Source organism: Pseudomonas frederiksbergensis (assembly GCF_003732705.1).
Lineage (GTDB): Bacteria > Pseudomonadota > Gammaproteobacteria > Pseudomonadales > Pseudomonadaceae > Aquipseudomonas > Aquipseudomonas frederiksbergensis_F.
The window spans coordinates 60,763-81,313 of the sequence record NZ_MOBR01000002.1; the positions used below are offsets into that span (position 1 = coordinate 60,763).

Sequence of the window (20,551 nt, forward strand, 5' to 3'; positions counted from 1 at the left end):
GCGCGATCAGCATATTCGAAGCGAGTTCCCCCCCATGAAAAGCCAACCCGATGCCGCCAGCCGTATGGTGGCCGAGGTAGTGACGCAGTTGCCTGTGCCCTCGCGGCTCGGCATGCTGCGTTTCGAACGGCTGAATGAAGCAAGCTGGGCGCTGTTGTTTCTCGATCCCAATTGCGAACGACAATTCGGCCTGCCGGCGGTGGAGCTCTGTGCCCTGGTCGGTTCGCCCTACGCCAGCCTGATGGAGCCCGAAGCGCGCTATCAACTGCATGACACGATCCAGCTGCAACTCGCCGACAGTCCGCATTACCTGATCCGCTACACCCTGCACACCGCCGCCGGCACCTTGAGCCTGCTGGAACTGGGCGAAGCCTACAAACAACACAATCGACACCTGCTGCGCGGCTACCTGATGGTCGTGGACGGCCTGTTCGACGGTGAGCCGCTGTTGCCGGCCCTGGACCTGGAAACCCAGAACTCGCGCCTGCAAATCGCTCTGGAACTCAACCAGCGCGCCCAGCAGGAACAACTGCAGCATCTGGACCGGGTGCGTGCCCAGCAAGACCTGATCCTGCTGCTGACCCGCCAGCGCTACAGCACCGGCAACTCCCTGCAAGAAGCTGCTGAGCTGATCACCCGCTGCGCCTGCGATATCTATGAAATCGACTGCGCCAGCCTGTGGAACCTTGAAGGCTCAACCCTGGTGCCGATCTCGTCGTATCACCGCGCCACTCAGGAATACCTGATGCCGGAGCCGATCGACGCCAGCAGCTTCCCCGACTACCTCGACGCCCTGCACACCAGCCGCGCCATCGATGCCCACAACGCCATCCGCGACCCGCGCACCCGGGACATGGCCGAGAGCCTGCGCCCGCGGGACGTCAACGCCATGCTCGACGCCAGCATCCGCGTCGATGGCCAGGTGGTCGGCGTGTTGTGCCTGGAGCAGACCGGCGCGACCCGCGCCTGGCAGTCCGATGAAATTGCCTTTGCCGGCGAGCTGGCGGATCAATTCGCCCAGGTCATCAACAACCACAACCGCCGCACCGCCACCAGCGCCCTGCACCTGTTCCAGCGTGCGGTGGAACAAAGTGCCAACGCCTTTTTGCTGGTCAACTGCGACGGCGTAGTCGAGTACGTCAACCCGAGCTTCACCGCGATCACCCAGTACAGCACCGAGGAAGTCCACGGCCAGCGGTTGTCGGAACTGCCGGCGCTGGAAAACCTCAGCGAATTGCTGTTCGACGCGCCCTCGGCACTGGCCAAGAGCAATAGCTGGCAGGGCGAATTCAAGAGCCGCCGCAAAAACCTCGAACCGTACTGGGGCCAGTTGTCGATCTCCAAGGTGTATGGCGACAACCGCGAGCTGACGCATTACATCGGCATCTACGAAGACATCACCCAGACCAAGCTCGCGCAGCAGCGCATCGAGCGCCTGGCCTACACCGACAACCTGACCAACCTCGGCAACCGCCCGGCGTTTATCCGTAACCTGGACGAACGCTTCGCCCGAGACAGCGATACCCCGATCAGCCTGTTGCTGGTAGACATCGACAACTTCAAGCGGATCAACGACAGCCTCGGCCACCAGACCGGCGACAAACTGCTGATCAGCCTCGCTCGGCGCCTGCGCAACAGCCTGAGCCCGAGCGGCAGCCTGGCGCGTTTCGCCAGTAACGAATTCGCCGTACTGCTGGACAACACCGACCTCTCGGCCGGCCAGCAAGTCGCCAACCAACTGCTGGCGACCCTCGACAAACCGATGTTCGTCGATAACCAGTTGATCAGCGTCACCGGCTCCGTGGGCCTGGCCTGCGCGCCGCTGCACGGTCGTGACCCGCAGACGCTGATGCGCAACGCCGGTTTGGCGCTGCACAAGGCCAAGGCCAACGGCAAGCATCAGGTTCAGGTGTTTACCGAAGCGTTGAACGCCGAGGCCAGCTACAAATTGTTCGTCGAGAACAACCTGCGCCGCGCCCTGACCCAGAACGAACTGGACGTGTTCTACCAGCCCAAGCTGTGCCTGCGCAGCGGTCGTCTGCTGGGGATGGAAGCCTTGCTGCGCTGGAACCATCCGGAAAAAGGCATGATCCGCCCGGACCAGTTCATCAGCGTGGCGGAAGAAACCGGCCTGATCATTCCGATCGGCAAGTGGATCGCCCGCCAGGCCTGCCGCATGAGCAAGCAATTGACGGCTGCTGGCCTGGGCAATCTTCAGGTAGCGATCAACCTCTCGCCCAAGCAGTTTTCTGACCCGGACCTGGTGGCGTCCATCGCCAGCATCCTCAAGGAAGAAGCCCTGCCATCGAACCTGCTGGAGCTGGAACTGACCGAAGGCCTGCTGCTGGAAGCCACCGAAGACACCCACTTGCAGCTCGACCAGCTCAAGCGCCTGGGCCTGACCCTGGCCATGGACGACTTCGGCACCGGTTACTCGTCGCTCAGCTACCTGAAAAAATTCCCGATCGACATCATCAAGATCGATCGCAGCTTCATCCACGAAATCCCGGACAACCAGGACGACATGGAAATCACCTCCGCGGTGATCGCCATGGCCCACAACCTGAAACTCAAGGTCGTGGCTGAAGGCATCGAGACCGCCGAGCAGTTGGCGTTCCTGCGCCGCCACCGCTGCGACGTCGGCCAAGGCTACCTGTTCGACCGCCCGATCCCGGGTTCCGAGCTGATCGAAAAGCTCAAACGCTACCCGCGTGGCCCTCTGGCCTGAAACCACACCGCCTTCCCTGTGGGAGCGAGCCTGCTCGCGAAAGCGGTGTGTCAGTCCCCTCTATGTTGAATGTCATGCCGCCTTCGCGAGCAGGCTCGCTCCCACAGGGATAATTGGGCAAACTGCGTGTCTGACAATTTACATTCAACCTGACTGAGGGGACTGATGATGGTCTTGCGCTCGGAAATTCTGGTGAACAAAAACGTGCTCCCGACTAAAGAACAAGCTCTGCCTGGCCGCGAAACCCCGATGAACCTGCCGGAAAAACACTTCGTCCACGACGCGCCGTTGCTGGGCCCGTTCGACATGAACGTGGATTTCGCGATCTTCGGTCTGGGCTGCTTCTGGGGCGCGGAACGCAAATTCTGGCAGCGCGAAGGCGTGGTCAGCACCGTGGTGGGCTACGCCGGCGGCTTCACGCCGAACCCGACGTATGAAGAAGTCTGCTCCGGCCTGACGGGCCACAGCGAAGTGGTGCTGGTGGTCTACGAACCGGCGAAAGTCAGCTACGAAGCGCTGCTGAATATGTTCTGGGAACTGCACAACCCAACCCAGGGCATGCGCCAGGGCAACGACATCGGCACCCAATACCGCTCGGTGATCTACGCCACCAACCCCGATCAGTTGGCCGCCGCCAAGCACAGCGCACAAGTGTTCCAGGTTGAACTGACCAAGGCTGGCAAAGGCACCATCACCACCGAAATCGACGAAGCGCCGACGGTCTACTTCGCCGAGGCCTATCACCAGCAATACCTGGCGAAGAACCCTGAAGGGTATTGCGGGATTGGCGGTACGGGCGTGGTTTGTCCGATTTGATGTTCGAACGCTGAAAAGCTTCGCGGGCAAGCCTCGCTCCTACAAGGTTACGCAATCCCCTGTAGGAGCGAGGCTTGCCCGCGAAGGCGTCAAGTCAGACGCCACAGATTCATCTGATCTGCGATCAACTCTCCGCAATTAACCAATCCATCTGCCACCCACCCTGGGTCTGCCCCAGCTTCTGGGACAACCACGGCAGCAACTCACGCAATTCCTCTTCCAGCCCCCACGGCGGATTCGCAATCGCCAACCCCGAACCGTTCAGGCTGTTCGGCGTATCCAGCGGATGCACCAACAACTCCACCCGCAACAACTTCGGCGCGCCCGAGCCAGCCAAATCCTGATAAAAACGACGCAGCAAGCGCTGGTCCTTCACCGGATACCAAATCGCCGCCACGGTCTGACGCATCCGCCCCACCGCCTCTTTCAGCGACGCCGCACAACGCTGCATCTCATCGAGCTGCTCGAACGGCGGATCAATCAACATCACCGCGCGCTTCTCCTGCACCGGCAACATCGCGCGAGGCACATGCCAGCCTTCGCCAAGGTGAACCTTCACCCGACGATCACCGGCCATATTGTCCTTGAGCAGCAAACCGTCTTCAGGGTGCTTCTCGTTGAGCATCACCCGATCCTGCGGCCGCGTCAGGCGCCGCGCCAACTCCGGCGATCCCGGGTAATAGCGCAACTGGCCATCCGGGTTCATGTCGTGCAACACCTTCATGTAATCGGCGGTCAGCGCCGGCAAATCCGGCTGATCCCACAACCGCGCGATCCCTTCCAGATACTCACCGGTACGGCTCGCCTGATCACCCTGCAGGTCATACAGACCAATACCGGCGTGAGTGTCGAGATAGGCAAACGGCTGCTCCTTGCGCGACATCAGGGCGATGAGGCGGGTCAAAGTCAGGTGTTTGAACACATCGGCGTGATTGCCGGCATGGAAGGCGTGACGATAATTCATGATTGCTCCTGCGAAGGCCGGGAAGTTTACCTTGTACCGAGCCGAACGTCAGGGGTTCACGGCCGAGCGGGCACTTGATCGCGCCTGACGCCACACGGTGATCGTTCCCACGCTCCGCGTGGGAATGCCGCCGGGGACGCTCCGCGTTCCAACTGCACCACCGATGTCGCGCCTGACACCGAGGTGACGCAGAGCGTCACGGCTGCATTCCCACGCAGGAGCGTGGGAACGAAACACCGACGCACGATCGTTCCCACGCTCCGCGTGGGAATGCAGACCGGGACGCTCCGCGTTCCAGCCGCACCACCGATGTCGCGCCTGACACCGAGGTGACGCAGAGCGTCACGGGCTGCATTCCCACGCAGGAGCGTGGGAACGATCATCGCTTAGCCCTACTCCGGCGACCGAGCCCGCAACCGCCGCCCAACCACATCCAGCACATCACACCCATCGCGCAACGGAATGGCGCAGAGCAAGGCAAAGTCACTGAGAATCATCGAATCACACTCGATTGAACCGCGCATGGACAGGTTCTCAAGCACCTGGGTAACGGCGCGGATTCGATAATTGGCGGCGTCATACAAGATATCGAGCGGGGCATGGGTATCGACAAATAAGGTAGGCATCTCACAGCAATTGCTGGTGAGTGCCATGTAGCGGTTATCGGGATGGGGGATTGGTTTTTCGTAGGGTGGGTCGGGGTGAAGAGTTTTCATATTTTTTAGACCTTGGTGGATAAATTGAAGCTACCAACGGCCTTTCCTACGGGCTTGGGTGGCAGCCGTGCGCGGGAGTAGGAAACTGAGGAAATCCACCAAACTCAGCCACGCCGAAGCGTGTCCCGCGCAAAGCTGCCGCGAACGATCTTACGGACACGAATTAAGTGCCGCAATCAAACGACAGCGCTGATGCGCGGTGAATCTCCAAGGGTTCCTACACCCTGCCACTGAATTCGCAGTGACAGCCAAAGACTATCCACCGATCTCACATCGCACCAGTTCATGGAAGCCGCCACAGCTTGAAGGAAACTTCCGATGGACTTGTCCGGAAATTTCGCTCCTAAATCAGAAAGACACATCAATTCTGTCCACCCTGACCTTGACGAATTCTTCGTTAAGCGCTGGATAATCGTAGTGGATTTCCTGATCCATAAAGTCAACGAAGGATCGGAAGACACTACCGTCCAAATAGCCATATAGAAAGCATGAAAATCCATCACCTATCACTTCAATCAGTGAGTCGGGCCGCTTTTCTGCAACGGTAATGAAGTCATCATTAGGAAGGGCTATCTCGAACGCAGCCTCATAGGATCGCCCTACCTGAATTTTTTCAGGGCAGCAGCTCGTAAAGCATTTAACTTCCACGCCATTAACAAGCAATACAACTTCTTCTTCAACGATGAGACTTACTGCCAGGACAATCACAACATACTTATCTATCACTTGAAGACCCTACAACTTTTATTGCAAACCCCACCCCTTACTACCTTACCAAAAAAAACAACAACTAAAGGCCTACCAACGACATGCCATTCAACAAACTATTCACATACATATCAATATCATGCCCTACACAGTCACCCAAGTGCTTGGATCTTCTAAGCCCGCTTTTTGAAGATCATCTCTCCATTCAATGAGAGCCAGTTTAAGTATATCTTCAAAAAAACCACGAACATCTTCCATCTCATCCCACCCATCAGGAAATGAGGAATATGCTTCAGGATCATATTTCAGCAACGCCTGAAAATCATATTCGCCATCCTGCAAAGCTTCCTCTAAACATTTCACCATCAAAAATTTTTGTCGATACGGCGGCTTCCATCGACGATCAAAACAATATTCGCGAATCAGTACTTCCCTATCTGCTGGATTATTAGGATCGAACGCCTCTAACTCTTCACCCAGCGTCTCCTCTCTATCGTATATATCAAAGCACCCTAAAAAATACGACGGAGTTGGAACATACGGCTGACCACTGCTTGGATCTATCATTATTAAGCCCACCTATTTAATCGGATACAACGTAAACGGGACACCCGTTCTTCGATCGAACTTCATTTCTATTCGATTCATTTTAACCAGCCTTGGATTCCCTGGAGACGCCGGATTAGGAATATATCCCTCCCCCGCTCCCGGAAATTTCATCCTCACAATATCATTGTTCTTTTTGTCCTTCCCTGTAAAAGGTGGGAGCCCATTAGCCGCTCTGGTTGTTGCCAATTCATATGCATCGAGCATCAATTCCCAGCTATAAAATCGAGAACTTGGATTACCACCTCGATTCCGAGGAGTCTTACCTGTAATAGGATCCGTACCGTCAATAGCTCGCTGCTTAAACTTTGCATCTGGAACTTCCGGATCATGCTTCCCAACCATATGCATGCCCTGATCGTCGTTCAATTTTTTGATTTTGGCCTTGGCGACCTCCCGAGCACTTAACTTAGTCTTCGGTAACGCTGGCTCACCCTCATCAACCCTAGCGCCAGTCGTATCCCCCGGCACCGTACAACCCGATTTATTCGGCGGCGGACAATCCCCGCTCAACCCCAACGGATCAACCCACCCCGTCGGATTCGGCGTGTACTGATACTGGTTGATCCCACCCGCCAACTTGATCGGATCCGGCGTCAGATACCGCCCAACCTCCGGATCATAGTACCGATGCCGGTTGTAATGCAGACCTGACTCAGCATCAAAGTACTGCCCCTGAAACCGCAACGGCTGTTCAAGTTGTTCACCGGCCCCGTGTGTCAGGCGAGTGACTTTTCCGTAAGCGCTGTACTTCGCCGCCCAAACAATCTCACCACCAAAATCCGTCAGTTCTTGCGGCGTACCGAGATGATCGAGCTGATAGTAGAACGGGCAGGCTTTGCGCGGGCCTTTGCCGTCGAGCATGGCCAACGGGCGGAAGGTGCCGGGCTCGTAAACATAGCTGCGGTAGTGTTCGCGGCTGCTTTCGGCGACGACTTGGTCGCCTTGCCAGAAGAATTCGGTGGTTTTGCCGTCGATGGTTTTGGCGATGCGGCGGCCGAACGCGTCGTAGCGATATTTCGCACAGCTTCCATCGGGCAAGGTGACGCCGACTAAACGGTGTTGGCAGTCATACCGATATTCGGTAACGAGTTTTTGTGCAGTGCCGCGGCGTTCGCGGATGAGGTTGCCGAAGGCGTCGTAGTCGTAGTGCCGGTCGCCCTGCATTAACAGGCGATTGCCTTTAACGCTCGCTAAACCAGGGCGATCCTGCATCAGCAGGTTGCCCGCCGGGTCGTGGGCGAAGCTTTCCGGTGGGTCGTCGCGGGTGTGGCGGACGCGGGTCAGGCGGTTTAGAGCGTCGTAAATATAGCTGCGCTGGCCGTGCCGGGTGTCGGCGATGCTGTCGAGATTGCCGTTGGCGCTGTAGGCATAATCGCGGCGATATAGCGGTTGGCGGTGTTGGCTGACAGCGTGGGCCTTCAGGCGTCCTTGATCATCGTAGGCATATTCGCTGAGCAGCAGGCCTTGTTGGCGCTGTTGCTCACGACCGAATTGGTACTGGTGGGTGGTGAGTTGCGCGCCGTTGAGGTCGATGGCGCTGAGTGCGCCGCCCTTGGCATAGCGGTAATCGAGATTGCTGTTGTCCGGCAGGCGCAGGCGTTTGAGTTGGCCGCAGGCATCGTAGCTGTAGCGCAGGGTCCCCCAGCCTTGGTGCTCGGTGATTAGCCGGCCCTGTTTGTCGTAGGCAAATTCCAGCGGATGGTCATGGCCATCATCCACGCTGACCAGGCGCCCGAGGCTGTCGTAGCGATACTCGACCTTGATGCCATCTGGCAGCGTCTTGACCAACAGCCGACCGGCCGAATCCCGCCCGTAACCGGTGACCAACTGCGAGCCGTCATCACCGAATTCGGTTTTCTCCAGCAGTTGTCCGTTAAGGTCGTAGGCATACGCCGTGCGCTGCCCGTCAAATCCGGTTTCCTGTCGGATTAATCCATTGGCGGTGTAGTCCAGCTGATATTTTTCGCCGGATTCGTTTTCAATCTCGGTCAGAAGTAGCTGTGGATTGTCGTAGCGATACTTCAGTTGCGTGCCGTCGGGATTTATCCGGCGACTGACCAAATGCAGGTCGTCGGCGTATTCATAGCGAGTGATACGGCCGAGTTCGTCCTGTTCGGCGGTGACCTGGCTGTAGGCGTTGTAGCTGAAGGCGCGGGTGGCGCCTGTAGGAAGTGTCGTCTGGATCAGTCGGCCGATGTCGTCCCACTGGTAACGGGTGACAGCGCCGTGTTCGTCCTGACTGGTAATCCGCCGCCCCATGACGTCGTAGGAAAACCGCCGTTGCCCGCCACCCGGCAAGGTTTCTTCAACCAGTTGCCCCAAGCCGTTCCAGGCGAATATGTGCCGACTGGTGTCGGGATAGCGGATCGTCAGCAACCGCCCCTGAACGTCGTAGTAGTAATGGGTGACCTGCCCGTCCGGATCGACGGCTTCGGTGACATCGCCCTGGGCATTACGCCGATAGGTCCACACCGCTTCGCCGCGATAGCGTGCGTGTAGGAAACCGTTGCGATATTCGTAGGCCGTTGGCTCGTCTTCCGGCGGAATCAGCGCCACCAGGCGTCCGACTTCGTCGTAGCGGTATTCGGTGATCGAGCCGAGGGGATCCTGCTCGGCGATCAACCGCCCTTGTTCGTCGTAGGACTTGAGGTGTTCGCCGCCATCAAGTTCGACCTTGCGCACCAGTCGCGCCCGATCGTCGTGGACGTAAACCTCTTCACTGCCATCGATGTTCTGAACGGTGACACTGCCTTCGTCATCCCAGACATAACGCGTGTCCATCTGCGAAAACGACGCCCAATGCCGGACACATCGCGCAGCCTTGCCGGACTTTTCCCACTCCCAGAAGAAACTCGCCCCACCGGCCAACTGCCGTTGGAGGATTACGTGCTGATCGTCGTAGTCATAACGCTCGCTTTCGCCGGCAGCATTGATGGCGGCGATCAGTTGACCGCGCTCGTCGTAGTCGTAACTGACCAGCGTCTGCTCGGTGTGCCAGGCCTCTCCGAGGGTCTGGGCCGGGCGGAATTGCTGGTAGTCGATGGCGATTAAATGGCGGCGCACGTAGCGCAACAGCAAGGCGCGGCCGGCGCCGTTATCGAGACGTTGAATGCGTCCCTGACGGTCGCGGGTAATGCGCAGTCGGTTGTCGTACCCGTCGCTGATTGCTGTCAGAAAACCGTTATGAAAGTGGTAAAAACGGGTTTCTTCGCCGGCCTGGGCGAGGATCAGTTCCTCGGGTTCATCACCCAGATAAATCGCTGCGCGCGACAGGCTGTTGTGGATCGCTGGGCGCTCACTGCTCGGCAGCGGAAATGTCGTACGTCGGTTTTCGTGGTCGATCCAGATGACGCTGTCGCCATCGATTTCCAAGCGATGCGCGAGGGTATGGCTCCAGCCAAATCCGAGGCCGCTGTCGATCTCGGCGGCGCTGGTGCGGTAGAGCCGGGTGAAGTCGAACGGCAGCACGCCGTCGAGGGTGCCATCGGTCAACGTCAGCAATTCTTCGCCGGTGACCATCGACACCGGGCAGCCATTTTTACAGGTCAAAGGCCCGCAATCGGCGCTGTCACCGTTGGGGTTTTTCGCTTGGTCGGGGGCGTCGTCGTGGTGCTCGTCTTTCTTCAACGAAGCGTTGCGGCGGGCGCTCCACTTCAACTGCATCCGACCTTTTTTCATGCCGGCCGCGACGCCCCGGGCGGCGACTTTTTTGTAGCGGTCAACGTAGCTGATGAAGTTATTGATGATCGTGAAGACTGCCTTCACCAAACGCAGAACAGCGCTCAGCAACTGCGCGGCTCGATTACCTAGACGCATCGTCAGATAAGCGATACCGGCCCCTGCCGCGGCGAACGTCAGGACGATGCCAATCAGGATGTCGATCAACAGTTCCACGATAAAGGTCGACACGGCTTCGGCGGTTTTACCGGCGATTTCGCTCGGCGGCAGCATGTCCAACCAGAGGCTGGCACTGCGCACCAGCAAGCACAGCGCTGCCTCGTCACTGGCCAGCAATTGGGCTTTTTCCATAACGTGCGGGGCGGTTTGCGCGAGGTCCTTCAGCGCTGCGGCGCTCTCGCCCAACCGCTCGGCAAACTTTCCGGGATCCTTGAGAATCTCCGACAGCAGGCTGATGCCGTCCCACACGCCTTCGATGGCCGCCCAACTGCCCGCGAGCATTCCATTGCCTACAGCCGCCGACGAAGATTCCGACCACTTCGGTTTAAACGTCTTCCACTCATCATGCAGCCACTGTTCAAGTTCCTTCGTCAGCCCACCGTAGGAAGAGAACAGTTCATCCACTTGCTGCGGCGTGACTTCGCTATGAACGCGAATGCGGTAGAGCTTCCCCTCCTCCCCTCTGAATGTCCCTTTCCCGTTTTCACCCAGCGTAACCGGCGTCACCTTCCCGCCATCCGCCGCGATCACATCGACCTGGATATTTCCTACAGGGATGTCATAGACCGATTCGAACTTGCTCTCGATTTCGAGCACTCCACCCTTCGGGCACTGCACGACGGTGGAGATAAAGTCATCGTCGCCAGTGCTCACGATGGTGCTGGAATTGCCGAACCGAACGATCCGCTCCATCCCCATCAGCGAAGGCAAATCCGCCGCATGACTGGCCGTGTCCGCCGCCCGGCTGAACCAGTGCTTTAGTTGTTCGCGATAAAGAGAAAGGGTGTTTGGAAAACTGTCGAGCTCCTGCTCGATGCGCACAATCTGATCCATCAGTTCAGCTCCGCCATCAGGTAATCCACCAGGGCTTGTTTCGGTGCTTGGGACAGTTCCGGTGCTTCAAGAAAACTCGCGACCTTGCGCCGCAAAACACTGTCGGAAAATGCTTCGAACAGGTCCTGGCGTTCCTCGCTGAGCCACTTCAGCAGGTTGTTGATTCGGGTGACGGCGGACTGTGCAGCGAGCGCTTCCAACAATGTTTCGGGGACGTTCCACCACGGAAAAACCTGAGAGCTTTTCAGTGCGCGACCACCGATTTCGAGCGCCTGGCCATTGATCAGGCAACGGTCGATCACGGGCATCAGCTCAGCGACTCGGACCTCGGTGGATTGCAGAATCGGCAGCAAATAGCGGCCATCCCAAAAGCGGAAAAACACCTTTTCGCCATTGGGCAGCAGCGCGTGTGTGAGAGAACGAAAGTGGTCGATCAGCGCTTCATGGCTGGCCGAGGAAACCGCCAACCAGCCCCAGTCACGAGACTCGGTAGCCGCGACCCACTGCAGAAACTCACCATCAGCAGCGACGATTCCCACAAAAGGCATCACCGCTTCCCACTCGGCGTAGGCGGTGTCGGCCCAAATCGGGCTCGGTGCTTGCGCGGTGATCGAGCGTTGCCAGGCTTTGAACGGTTCAGCGGCACTCGCATTGCTGAAGATCGCAAACAGTTGTTCCGACGGTTTCAATGGCTGGCGTTCCAGCCATAAAAGAGGCGACACCTGATCAGGCTGCACAGACACCGTCCTTGCAGCGCTCACACTCCTCACAAAACGGCGCATCACCTTTCAGGCTCAGAATCTGCGCCGCGCTAAGCAACGCCGCTGGAGCCGCGGCGAGTTTCAACGGCACGTCCGGCGAGTTCGCCACCGCCGCCATGGCCGCCATCGGCGCCCCGCCGACCTGGATCGGCGCGCTGCTGAAAATCCCGCCCGGGCCGATGTTGATCCACTGCCCGCCCGCCTGAATGGTTGCGCTGGCGCCGCCGTCGATCACCACTTGCTGACCGGCGCTGACATGGAATTGCTGACTGGCGTTGAGGGCCTGGCTGGTGACGCGAATGTGGCGGTCGCCGGTCACCAGCAGGTGATCGTCCTGGCGGATTTCGGTCTGGCGCTGGCCGTGGGTGATGCGTTGTTCGTCGGCCTTCAACTCATGGCGAGCGATGCCGGTGACGACGATGCTGCGGGCGTTATCCACTTGCACTTGTTGATCATTCAGCACGTGCTGAGTCCAGTTTCGCTGGGCGCGCAGGTAAATTTCCTCGGCGCCTTTGCGATCCTCGATGCGCAATTCGTTGTAGCCACCGCCGCCGGGACTGCTCTGGCTGCGGAAAATACTGCGGGTTTTGTCGGCGGGCAGGTCCAGTGGAACGGGGGTCGCGGCGTTCGGCAGGCAGCCCATCACCAGCGGTTTGTCGGCATCGGCGTCGATGAAACCCACCAGCACTTCCATGCCGACTCGCGGAATCAACACGCTGCCGTAACGGTCGTGGGCCCAACCGGTGGCGACTCGCAGCCAACAACTGGAATGCTCGTTCAGCTCACCGTCACGATCCCAGGCGAGTTGCACTTTGACCCGACCAAACTCATCGCAATGGATTTCGCTGTCGGTCGGGCCGGTGACCACGGCGGGTTGGTAACCGAGCATGCGCGGCTTGTCCGGCCCTAGCGGTGGACGGTAGGAAACGTCCCACGGTGTAGCAAGAAAGGTATTGCGATAGCCCTGGAATTCGCCGTCGTCGGTGGCGGACTCTTCCAGCACTTGCGGCTGCCGGCCACGGTGTTCAATTTCGGTGATCAGCCACAGGTCATTCCAGACCTGACGCGGATGCTCGGCCAGTTGCAGGAAATGTCCGCTGACCAACGCCGACTGATCGCTGCGCCCTTCGGCCTGACGGTAATCCGCACCGTGGCGCTCCAGGGTTCGTTGGGTCAGTTGCTTGCCGGATTCGCGGTCGGTGAATTGACCGGGAAAGTGATAATCCTCCAGCACCGGACGTTGTTCGCTATCGACGTGGCTTTCGAGTGGCAGGCGCGGTTTGTGGAAGTCGTAGTCCCGGCGTGTAACCGCTGTAGTCCTGGTTTCCAGGCGCACGTTGAAACGCTTGATCGCCGGAGCACTGGCCGCCATGCCGCTGCCGGGCAAGTACAAGGTGGGTTCGGGCAGGCGCGGAAAAACCGTCTGATCGTCGCCGAACACCAACAGGTGCCCGTCGGGGCTGTGCTGGAAGTGGAAGTGAATGCCGATCTCGGCGCACAGGCGTTGAATGAACGCCAGATCGCTCTCCGCATATTGCACGCAGTACTCGCGCTCCGGGTAGTCACTGCCCAGTTGAAAATCGAAGGCATCACGCTGGATGCCGTGGTCCTTGAGGATTTGCGTGATGATTGCCGGCACACTTTGGTGCTGGAAAATCCGCTGATTAAAGCGCTGACCGAGGTAAGTCAGACGCGGGACCAGGCTGACTTGGTAGCGTGTCAGACGTTTACCGGAATCCCCTTGGCCAACGCGATAAATCTGACCGTGAATGCCGGACCCTTGCCCATCGAAACTCAGAAACGCCTGACGATGCAGGAGGCTTTCAAGGTCGAGGTCCGGCCGTTCGCTGACCAGCTCCAGGTCGAAACGGAAGGGTTGGCTGATGGCTTCCTTGCCCCTGAACTCAAGCACTTTGAGCTCATTCTGGACGCCGTCGAGGGTCAACGTGAAACGCGGTTGATTGGCAGGCGCGAACATCCGATGTGTCTCTGCAGAATGAAGGCGGGCGATTCTGCATGAGCGACAAGGGGTGTTGAGTGGAGGTCAGGAAAATCAGATTTGCCCTACTTTTTTAGAGAATCGTCCTTCAAGAATCAGTGCATTTGGCTACAGACATTTCCCTTTGGAAGAAGTGTGTTGGAGTTGAAGACGCCTTCGCGGGCAAGCCTCGCTCCTACAGGATTGCGTTGGATCGTGAGCCGAACTGAACCCTGTAGGAGCGAGGCTTGCCCGCGAAGGCTGCTCCGATAACACCAATTTCTTTCCCGCAAACAAAAAACGGCCCGCCTCCAAAGGAGACGGGCCGCTTTCATACAAGCGATGGAGTTAAAGCATCACTTGTTCAGACGGAAATCCGCTTCGGCCGCTGCAAAGCGCTGCAGCATGCCACGGGTTGGCTCGCCCATTTTGCTGACGAAGTAGATCGCCAGGCTGGCGAAGATGAAGCCCGGGATAATTTCGTACAGACCCAGCAGTTCGAAATGTTTCCAGACGATCACGGTGATTGCACCGACCAGGATGCCGGCCAGTGCGCCATCGCGGGTCATGTCTTTCCAGATCACCGAGATCAACACAACAGGGCCGAAGGCTGCACCGAAACCGGCCCAGGCGTAGCTGACCAGACCCAGTACACGGTTGTCCGGGTTAGCGGCCAACGCGATGGCGATCAGGGCAACCAGCAACACCATGGCGCGGCCGACCCAGACCAGCTCAACCTGGGAAGCGGTTTTACGCAGGAAGGTTTTGTAGAAGTCTTCGGTCAGAGCGCTGGAGCACACCAGCAACTGGCAGCTCAGGGTGCTCATCACGGCAGCCAGAATGGCCGACAGCAACACACCGGCAACCCAAGGGTTAAACAGGATTTTCGCCAGTTCGATAAACACACGCTCGTGGTTTTCGGTCACAGGCGCGGCCAGGTCAGGGTTCGCCGAGAAGTAGGCAATACCGAAAAAGCCTACAGCGACAGTGCCGCCAAGGCACAGGATCATCCAGGTCATGGAAATACGACGTGCATTAGCAATCGACTTGACCGAATCCGCCGCCATGAAACGCGCGAGGATGTGCGGCTGGCCGAAGTAACCCAGGCCCCAGCCCATCAGCGAGATGATGCCGATGAACGTGGTGTTTTTCAGCATGTTGAAGTTGCTTGGGTCTTGCGCTTCGATGGCCAGGAAGGTGGTGTCGATGCCACCGGTGGCCAGCAGCACGATGATCGGCGTCAGCAACAGGGCGAAGATCATCAGCGTCGCTTGTACGGTATCGGTCCAGCTCACGGCGAGGAAACCGCCGACGAAGGTGTAGGCAATCGTCGCCGCAGCACCGGCCCACAGCGCCGTTTCGTACGACATGCCGAAGGTGCTTTCGAACAGACGGGCGCCGGCGACGATGCCGGAGGCACAGTAGATGGTGAAGAACACCAGAATCACGATGGCGGAGATGATCCGCAGCAGGCCGCTTTTATCTTCGAAACGGCTGGAGAAGTAGTCCGGCAGGGTCAACGCATCGCCGTTGTGCTCGGTCTGCACCCGCAGGCGACCGGCGACGAACAACCAGTTCAGGTAAGCACCGACAATCAGGCCGATGGCGATCCAGCTTTCGGACAGGCCGGACATGTAGATGGCGCCCGGCAGGCCCATCAGCAACCAGCCGCTCATGTCGGAAGCGCCGGCGGAAAGCGCGGTCACCACACTGCCCAGGCTGCGACCGCCCAGGATGTAATCGGAAAGGTTGTTGGTGGAGCGATAGGCCATGAAGCCGATCAGCACCATTGCTGCGATATAGATCACAAACGTGATCAGGGTTGGATTGCTTACGCTCATTCGAATGCTGCCCTGGCTTTGTTTTTATGTAGCGGCGAAGTGTGAAACGCCGACAAACGACACTGTTTGTTCAGACGGTTTCCAGCCCCGCGCATTTATGACTGATGTTTCCCCAGGAAAGCCATCAGCCGGCGCACCTGTCTTTTTTGATCGGTTGCACCTTGGGCGCGAATCCTATTCAACAACGCAAATAAGGTGCAACCCATTTCTTGAGAATCAGTTGCACCTACACCAATTAAACTGAAAAAGACTGTTTTTTGCTCCCTTTTAGCGCAGTCAGGCGCATTTGCTAGAAGTAAAAGCACCAAGCAAGGGCGCTACGTTCGTACCGGAATTTAATTCCTGACGAGCCGCTTATTATTCCGACAAAAAAAGGGTTGCACCCGGTTGCACCTCTGCCAGCGCACAGCTAATCTTGCCGCCAGCTGATGCCACGCGATCGTGGCAAACATGAGGATAAAAATATGGCTACCACCACCCTTGGGGTCAAACTTGACGACCCAACCCGCGAGCGCCTCAAGGCTGCCGCGACCTCGATTGATCGCACGCCGCACTGGCTGATCAAGCAGGCAATTTTCAATTACCTGGAAAAACTCGAGGGTGGTGCAACCCTGACTGAGCTGAGCGGTTTGACCAAGGATTCCGACGACGCCGTCGATGCGCCAACGGATCATGCCCACCAGTGCTTCCTCGAATTCGCCGAAAGCATCCTGCCGCAATCGGTTCTGCGCGCTTCCATTACCTCCGCTTACCGTCGCCCGGAACCAGAAGTGGTGCCGATGCTGATCGAACAGGCGCGCCTGCCTGCCGCGATGGCCGAAGCCACCAACAAGCTCGCCTCCTCGATTGCCGAGAAACTGCGCAATCAGAAAAGCGCCGGTGGCCGTGCCGGGATTGTTCAGGGCCTGTTGCAGGAATTTTCCCTGTCGTCCCAGGAAGGCGTGGCGCTGATGTGCCTGGCCGAAGCGCTGTTGCGGATCCCGGACAAAGGCACCCGTGACGCCCTGATCCGCGACAAAATCAGCACCGGCAACTGGCATCCGCATTTGGGCAACAGCCCGTCGCTGTTCGTCAACGCCGCGACTTGGGGCTTGTTGCTGACCGGCAAACTGGTCGCCACCCATAATGAAGCCGGCCTGACCTCGTCCCTGAGCCGCATCATCGGCAAAAGTGGCGAGCCGATGATCCGCAAGGGCGTCGACATGGCCATGCGCCTGATGGGCGAACAGTTCGTCACCGGCGAAACCATCGCCGAAGCCCTGGCCAATGCGAGCAAGTTCGAATCCAAGGGCTTCCGCTATTCCTACGACATGCTGGGTGAAGCCGCACTCACCGAGCTCGACGCCCAGAAGTACCTGGCCTCGTACGAACAAGCCATCCATTCGATCGGCAAAGCCTCCCACGGTCGTGGGATTTATGAAGGCCCGGGCATCTCCATCAAACTGTCGGCACTGCACCCGCGTTACAGCCGTGCGCAGTACGAGCGTGTGATGGACGAGTTGTATCCGCGCCTGCTGTCGCTGACCTTGCTGGCCAAGCAATACGACATCGGCTTGAACATCGACGCCGAAGAAGCCGACCGCCTCGAGCTGTCGCTGGATCTGCTGGAACGCCTGTGCTTCGAGCCGCAACTGACTGGCTGGAACGGCATCGGTTTCGTGATCCAGGCCTATCAAAAGCGTTGCCCGTATGTGATCGATTATGTGATCGACCTGGCTCGCCGCAGCCGTCATCGCCTGATGATCCGCCTGGTAAAAGGCGCGTACTGGGACAGCGAAATCAAGCGTGCCCAGGTTGAAGGCCTGGAAGGCTATCCGGTCTACACCCGCAAGGTGTACACCGACGTTTCCTACATCGCTTGTGCGCGTAAATTGCTGTCGGTGCCGGAAGTCATCTACCCGCAATTCGCCACGCACAACGCCCACACCCTGTCGGCCATTTACCACATCGCCGGTCAGAACTATTACCCCGGCCAGTACGAGTTCCAGTGCCTGCACGGCATGGGTGAACCGCTGTACGAACAGGTTGTAGGCAAAGTTTCCGAAGGCAAGTTGAATCGTCCGTGCCGCGTGTACGCACCGGTCGGTACTCATGAAACACTGCTGGCGTACCTGGTACGCCGTCTGCTGGAAAACGGTGCGAACACGTCGTTCGTCAACCAGATCGCCGATCAGTCGATCACGATTCAGGCGTTGGTCGCCGATCCAGTGGCCAGCATCGAGCGGATGGCGACGGCGGAAGGCGGTTTCGGCCTGCCGCACCCGCGTATCCCGCTGCCCCGTGACCTTTATGGCGCCGAGCGCGCCAACTCCAGCGGCATCGACATGGCCAACGAACATCGTCTGGCGTCGCTGTCCTGCGCCCTGCTCGCTACGGCGCACAACAGTTGGAAAGCCGCGCCGATGCTCGGTTGCGCGTCCAGCACTGAAACCCCGGCACCGGTGTTGAACCCGTCGGATCTGCGTGACGTCGTCGGTCATGTTCAAGAAGCCACCGTCGAAGACGTCGACAACGCCATCCAGTGCGCCCTGAACGCCGGCCCGATCTGGCAGGCCACGCCGCCGGCCGAACGCGCCGCGATCCTGGAACGTGCCGCTGATTTGATGGAAGGCGAGATTCAGCCGCTGATGGGCCTGTTGGCTCGAGAAGCCGGCAAGACCTTCGCCAACGCCATCGCCGAAGTGCGCGAAGCCGTGGACTTCCTGCGTTATTACGCGGTGCAGGCGCGCAACAATTTCACCAACGACGCCCACCGTCCATTGGGCCCGGTGGTTTGCATCAGTCCGTGGAACTTCCCGCTGGCGATCTTCAGTGGCCAAGTCGCTGCCGCCCTCGCCGCCGGTAACCCGGTATTGGCCAAGCCTGCGGAACAAACCCCATTGGTGGCGGCTCAAGCCGTGCGTTTGCTGCTCGAAGCCGGGATTCCGGAAGGCGTGCTGCAACTGTTGCCGGGCCGTGGCGAAACCGTTGGCGCTCGCTTGGTCGGTGACGATCGGGTCAAAGGCGTGATGTTTACCGGTTCGACCGAAGTTGCGCGTTTGCTGCAACGCAACGTCGCCGGTCGTCTGGATGCGCAAGGTCGTCCGATTCCTCTGATCGCCGAAACCGGCGGCCAGAACGCGATGATCGTCGATTCCTCGGCACTCACCGAACAGGTGGTGATCGACGTGGTTTCCTCGGCCTTCGACAGCGCCGGTCAACGCTGCTCGGCCCTGCGCGTGCTGTGCTTGCAGGAAGATTCCGCCGACCGTGTCATCGAAATGCTCAAGGGCGCCATGGCTGAATGCCGTCTCGGTAATCCAGAGCGCCTGTCCGTGGACATCGGCCCGGTGATCGACGCCGAAGCCAAGGCTGGCATCGAGAAGCACATCCAGGCCATGCGCGACAAAGGTCGCAACGTGTACCAGGTGGCCATCGCCGACGCGGAAGAAGTCAAACGCGGCACCTTCGTGATGCCAACCCTGATCGAACTGGAAAGCTTCGACGAACTGCAACGGGAGATCTTCGGCCCGGTGCTGCACGTGGTTCGCTATAAGCGCAAAGACATCGACCAACTGATCGGCCAGATCAACGCTTCCGGCTACGGCCTGACCCTGGGTGTGCACACCCGGATCGATGAAACCATCGCCAAGGTGATCGACAACGTCAATGCCGGTAACGTTTATGTGAACCGCAACATCGTTGGTGCCGTGGTTGGCGTGCAGCCGTTCGGCGGCGAAGGTCTGTCGGGCACCGGGCCGAAGGCCGGTGGTCCGCTGTACCTCTACCGTTTGTTGTCGACACGTCCTACGGATGCAATCGAACAATCCTTCGCTCGCGGTGATGCCATCGCAGCACCGGACGTTCGTCTGCGTGATGCCATGAGCAAGCCGCTGACCGCCCTGCAAGCCTGGGCCGACAGCAACAAGTTTGCCGACCTGAGCTCCCTGTGCGTGCAGTTCGCCGCCCAGTCGCAAAGCGGGATCACCCGTGTTCTGGCGGGTCCGACTGGCGAGCGCAACAGCTACGCCATCCTGCCGCGCGAACACGTGCTGTGCCTGGCGGAAGTTGAAGGCGATCTGCTGACTCAACTGGCGGCGGTATTGGCGGTGGGCGGTTCGGCGGTATGGCCGGAAGCTGACGTGACCAAGGCACTGTTCGCACGTTTGCCGAAGGACATTCAGGCGAAGATCAAACTGGTTTCCGACTGGAACAAGGACGAAGTGGTGTTTGATGCGGTCCTGCATCATGGCCATTCGGATCAACTGCGTGCGGTGTGCCAGCAAGTGGCCAAGCGTGCCGGGGCGATTGTTGGGGTTCATGGGTTGTCCCAGGGCGAGACCAACATTGCGCTGGAGCGGTTGGTGATCGAGCGGGCGTTGAGTGTTAACACGGCTGCGGCGGGTGGTAATGCCAGCCTGATGACCATCGGCTGACACACCACTGATCGTTCCCACGCTCCCGCGTGGGAATGCCTCCTGCGACGCTCTGCGTCGAGCCGTTGAGGGACGCGGAGCGTCCCGGGCTGCATTCCCACGCGGAGCGTGGGAACGATCATAGGTTAAGCAGCAGCGGCAAGTTATAAGCTGCAAGCTGCAAGCTGCAAGCTGCAAGCTGCAAGCTGCAAGTAGAAAGCTAACTGCTTTTACTTGCAGCTTGAAGCTTGTAACTTGTGCCGCCCCATCACCCCCATCTATCTTCCTTCCCCATTTTTATAAGC

The 20,551-nt window shown here is 58.8% G+C and carries 11 protein-coding genes; 3 read left to right on the forward strand and 8 right to left on the reverse strand.

What is annotated here, in order from left to right; genetic code table 11:
• The first annotated feature begins 34 nt into the window (after positions 1-34).
• A complete protein-coding gene (locus tag BK667_RS00955; protein WP_123596547.1) occupies positions 35-2,728 on the forward strand; it encodes a sensor domain-containing phosphodiesterase in 2,694 nt (897 codons plus the stop codon).
• A 168-nt stretch (positions 2,729-2,896) separates the two neighbouring features.
• Positions 2,897-3,544 (forward strand): peptide-methionine (S)-S-oxide reductase MsrA, encoded by a 648-nt coding sequence (msrA, locus tag BK667_RS00960; RefSeq protein ID WP_123596656.1) that lies wholly within the window; start codon positions 2,897-2,899, stop codon positions 3,542-3,544.
• Positions 3,545-3,668: 124 nt separating this feature from the next.
• Here msrA and BK667_RS00965 read toward each other — a convergent pair whose 3' ends face one another.
• The 8 genes from BK667_RS00965 to putP form a co-directional block, all read right to left on the reverse strand.
• Complete coding sequence (locus BK667_RS00965) at positions 3,669-4,508, reverse strand: 23S rRNA (adenine(2030)-N(6))-methyltransferase RlmJ (protein WP_123596548.1); 840 nt, start codon at positions 4,506-4,508, stop codon at positions 3,669-3,671.
• A gap of 392 nt (positions 4,509-4,900) precedes the next feature.
• Positions 4,901-5,224: a hypothetical protein gene (locus BK667_RS00970; RefSeq protein ID WP_123596549.1), complete on the reverse strand. Its 324-nt coding sequence runs from the start codon at positions 5,222-5,224 to the stop codon at positions 4,901-4,903.
• A 348-nt stretch (positions 5,225-5,572) separates the two neighbouring features.
• On the reverse strand, positions 5,573-5,950 hold the full coding sequence (locus tag BK667_RS00975; protein WP_148060120.1) for a UCP019853 family protein: 378 nt from the start codon (positions 5,948-5,950) through the stop codon (positions 5,573-5,575).
• A 126-nt stretch (positions 5,951-6,076) separates the two neighbouring features.
• Complete coding sequence (locus BK667_RS00980; RefSeq protein ID WP_123596551.1) at positions 6,077-6,499, reverse strand: hypothetical protein; 423 nt, start codon at positions 6,497-6,499, stop codon at positions 6,077-6,079.
• Between the two features lie 12 nt (positions 6,500-6,511).
• Positions 6,512-11,272, reverse strand: coding sequence for an RHS repeat-associated core domain-containing protein (locus BK667_RS00985; RefSeq protein ID WP_123596552.1), 4,761 nt, complete (start codon positions 11,270-11,272; stop codon positions 6,512-6,514).
• The gene (locus BK667_RS00990; protein ID WP_123596553.1) at positions 11,272-12,009 is read right to left on the reverse strand and encodes a DUF4123 domain-containing protein; all 738 of its coding nucleotides are present in this window, start codon (positions 12,007-12,009) and stop codon (positions 11,272-11,274) included. Before BK667_RS00990 ends, BK667_RS00985 begins: the two co-directional genes overlap by 1 nt.
• Positions 11,999-14,011, reverse strand: coding sequence for a type VI secretion system Vgr family protein (locus tag BK667_RS00995; RefSeq protein ID WP_123596554.1), 2,013 nt, complete (start codon positions 14,009-14,011; stop codon positions 11,999-12,001). Before BK667_RS00995 ends, BK667_RS00990 begins: the two co-directional genes overlap by 11 nt.
• A 356-nt stretch (positions 14,012-14,367) precedes the next feature.
• Positions 14,368-15,852 (reverse strand): sodium/proline symporter PutP, encoded by a 1,485-nt coding sequence (gene putP, locus BK667_RS01000; protein WP_123596555.1) that lies wholly within the window; start codon positions 15,850-15,852, stop codon positions 14,368-14,370.
• 464 nt (positions 15,853-16,316) lie between these two features.
• Here putP and putA point away from each other — a divergent pair, with 464 nt between their 5' ends.
• On the forward strand, positions 16,317-20,267 hold the full coding sequence (gene putA, locus BK667_RS01005) for a trifunctional transcriptional regulator/proline dehydrogenase/L-glutamate gamma-semialdehyde dehydrogenase (protein ID WP_123596556.1): 3,951 nt from the start codon (positions 16,317-16,319) through the stop codon (positions 20,265-20,267).
• Positions 20,268-20,551: the final 284 nt, after the last annotated feature.

What these genes read in the sequence shown, in the direction of transcription:
- BK667_RS00965 (WP_123596548.1), bottom strand. Translation starts at nt 4,508, where the DNA reads ATGAATTATCGTCACGCCTTCCATGCCGGCAATCACGCCGATGTGTTC.
- BK667_RS00985 (WP_123596552.1), bottom strand. Translation starts at nt 11,272, where the DNA reads ATGGATCAGATTGTGCGCATCGAGCAGGAGCTCGACAGTTTTCCAAAC.
- BK667_RS00995 (WP_123596554.1), bottom strand. Translation starts at nt 14,011, where the DNA reads ATGTTCGCGCCTGCCAATCAACCGCGTTTCACGTTGACCCTCGACGGC.
- putA (WP_123596556.1), top strand. Translation starts at nt 16,317, where the DNA reads ATGGCTACCACCACCCTTGGGGTCAAACTTGACGACCCAACCCGCGAG.
- BK667_RS00970 (WP_123596549.1), bottom strand. Translation starts at nt 5,224, where the DNA reads ATGAAAACTCTTCACCCCGACCCACCCTACGAAAAACCAATCCCCCAT.
- BK667_RS00980 (WP_123596551.1), bottom strand. Translation starts at nt 6,499, where the DNA reads ATGATAGATCCAAGCAGTGGTCAGCCGTATGTTCCAACTCCGTCGTAT.
- BK667_RS00955 (WP_123596547.1), top strand. Translation starts at nt 35, where the DNA reads ATGAAAAGCCAACCCGATGCCGCCAGCCGTATGGTGGCCGAGGTAGTG.
- putP (WP_123596555.1), bottom strand. Translation starts at nt 15,852, where the DNA reads ATGAGCGTAAGCAATCCAACCCTGATCACGTTTGTGATCTATATCGCA.
- msrA (WP_123596656.1), top strand. Translation starts at nt 2,897, where the DNA reads ATGGTCTTGCGCTCGGAAATTCTGGTGAACAAAAACGTGCTCCCGACT.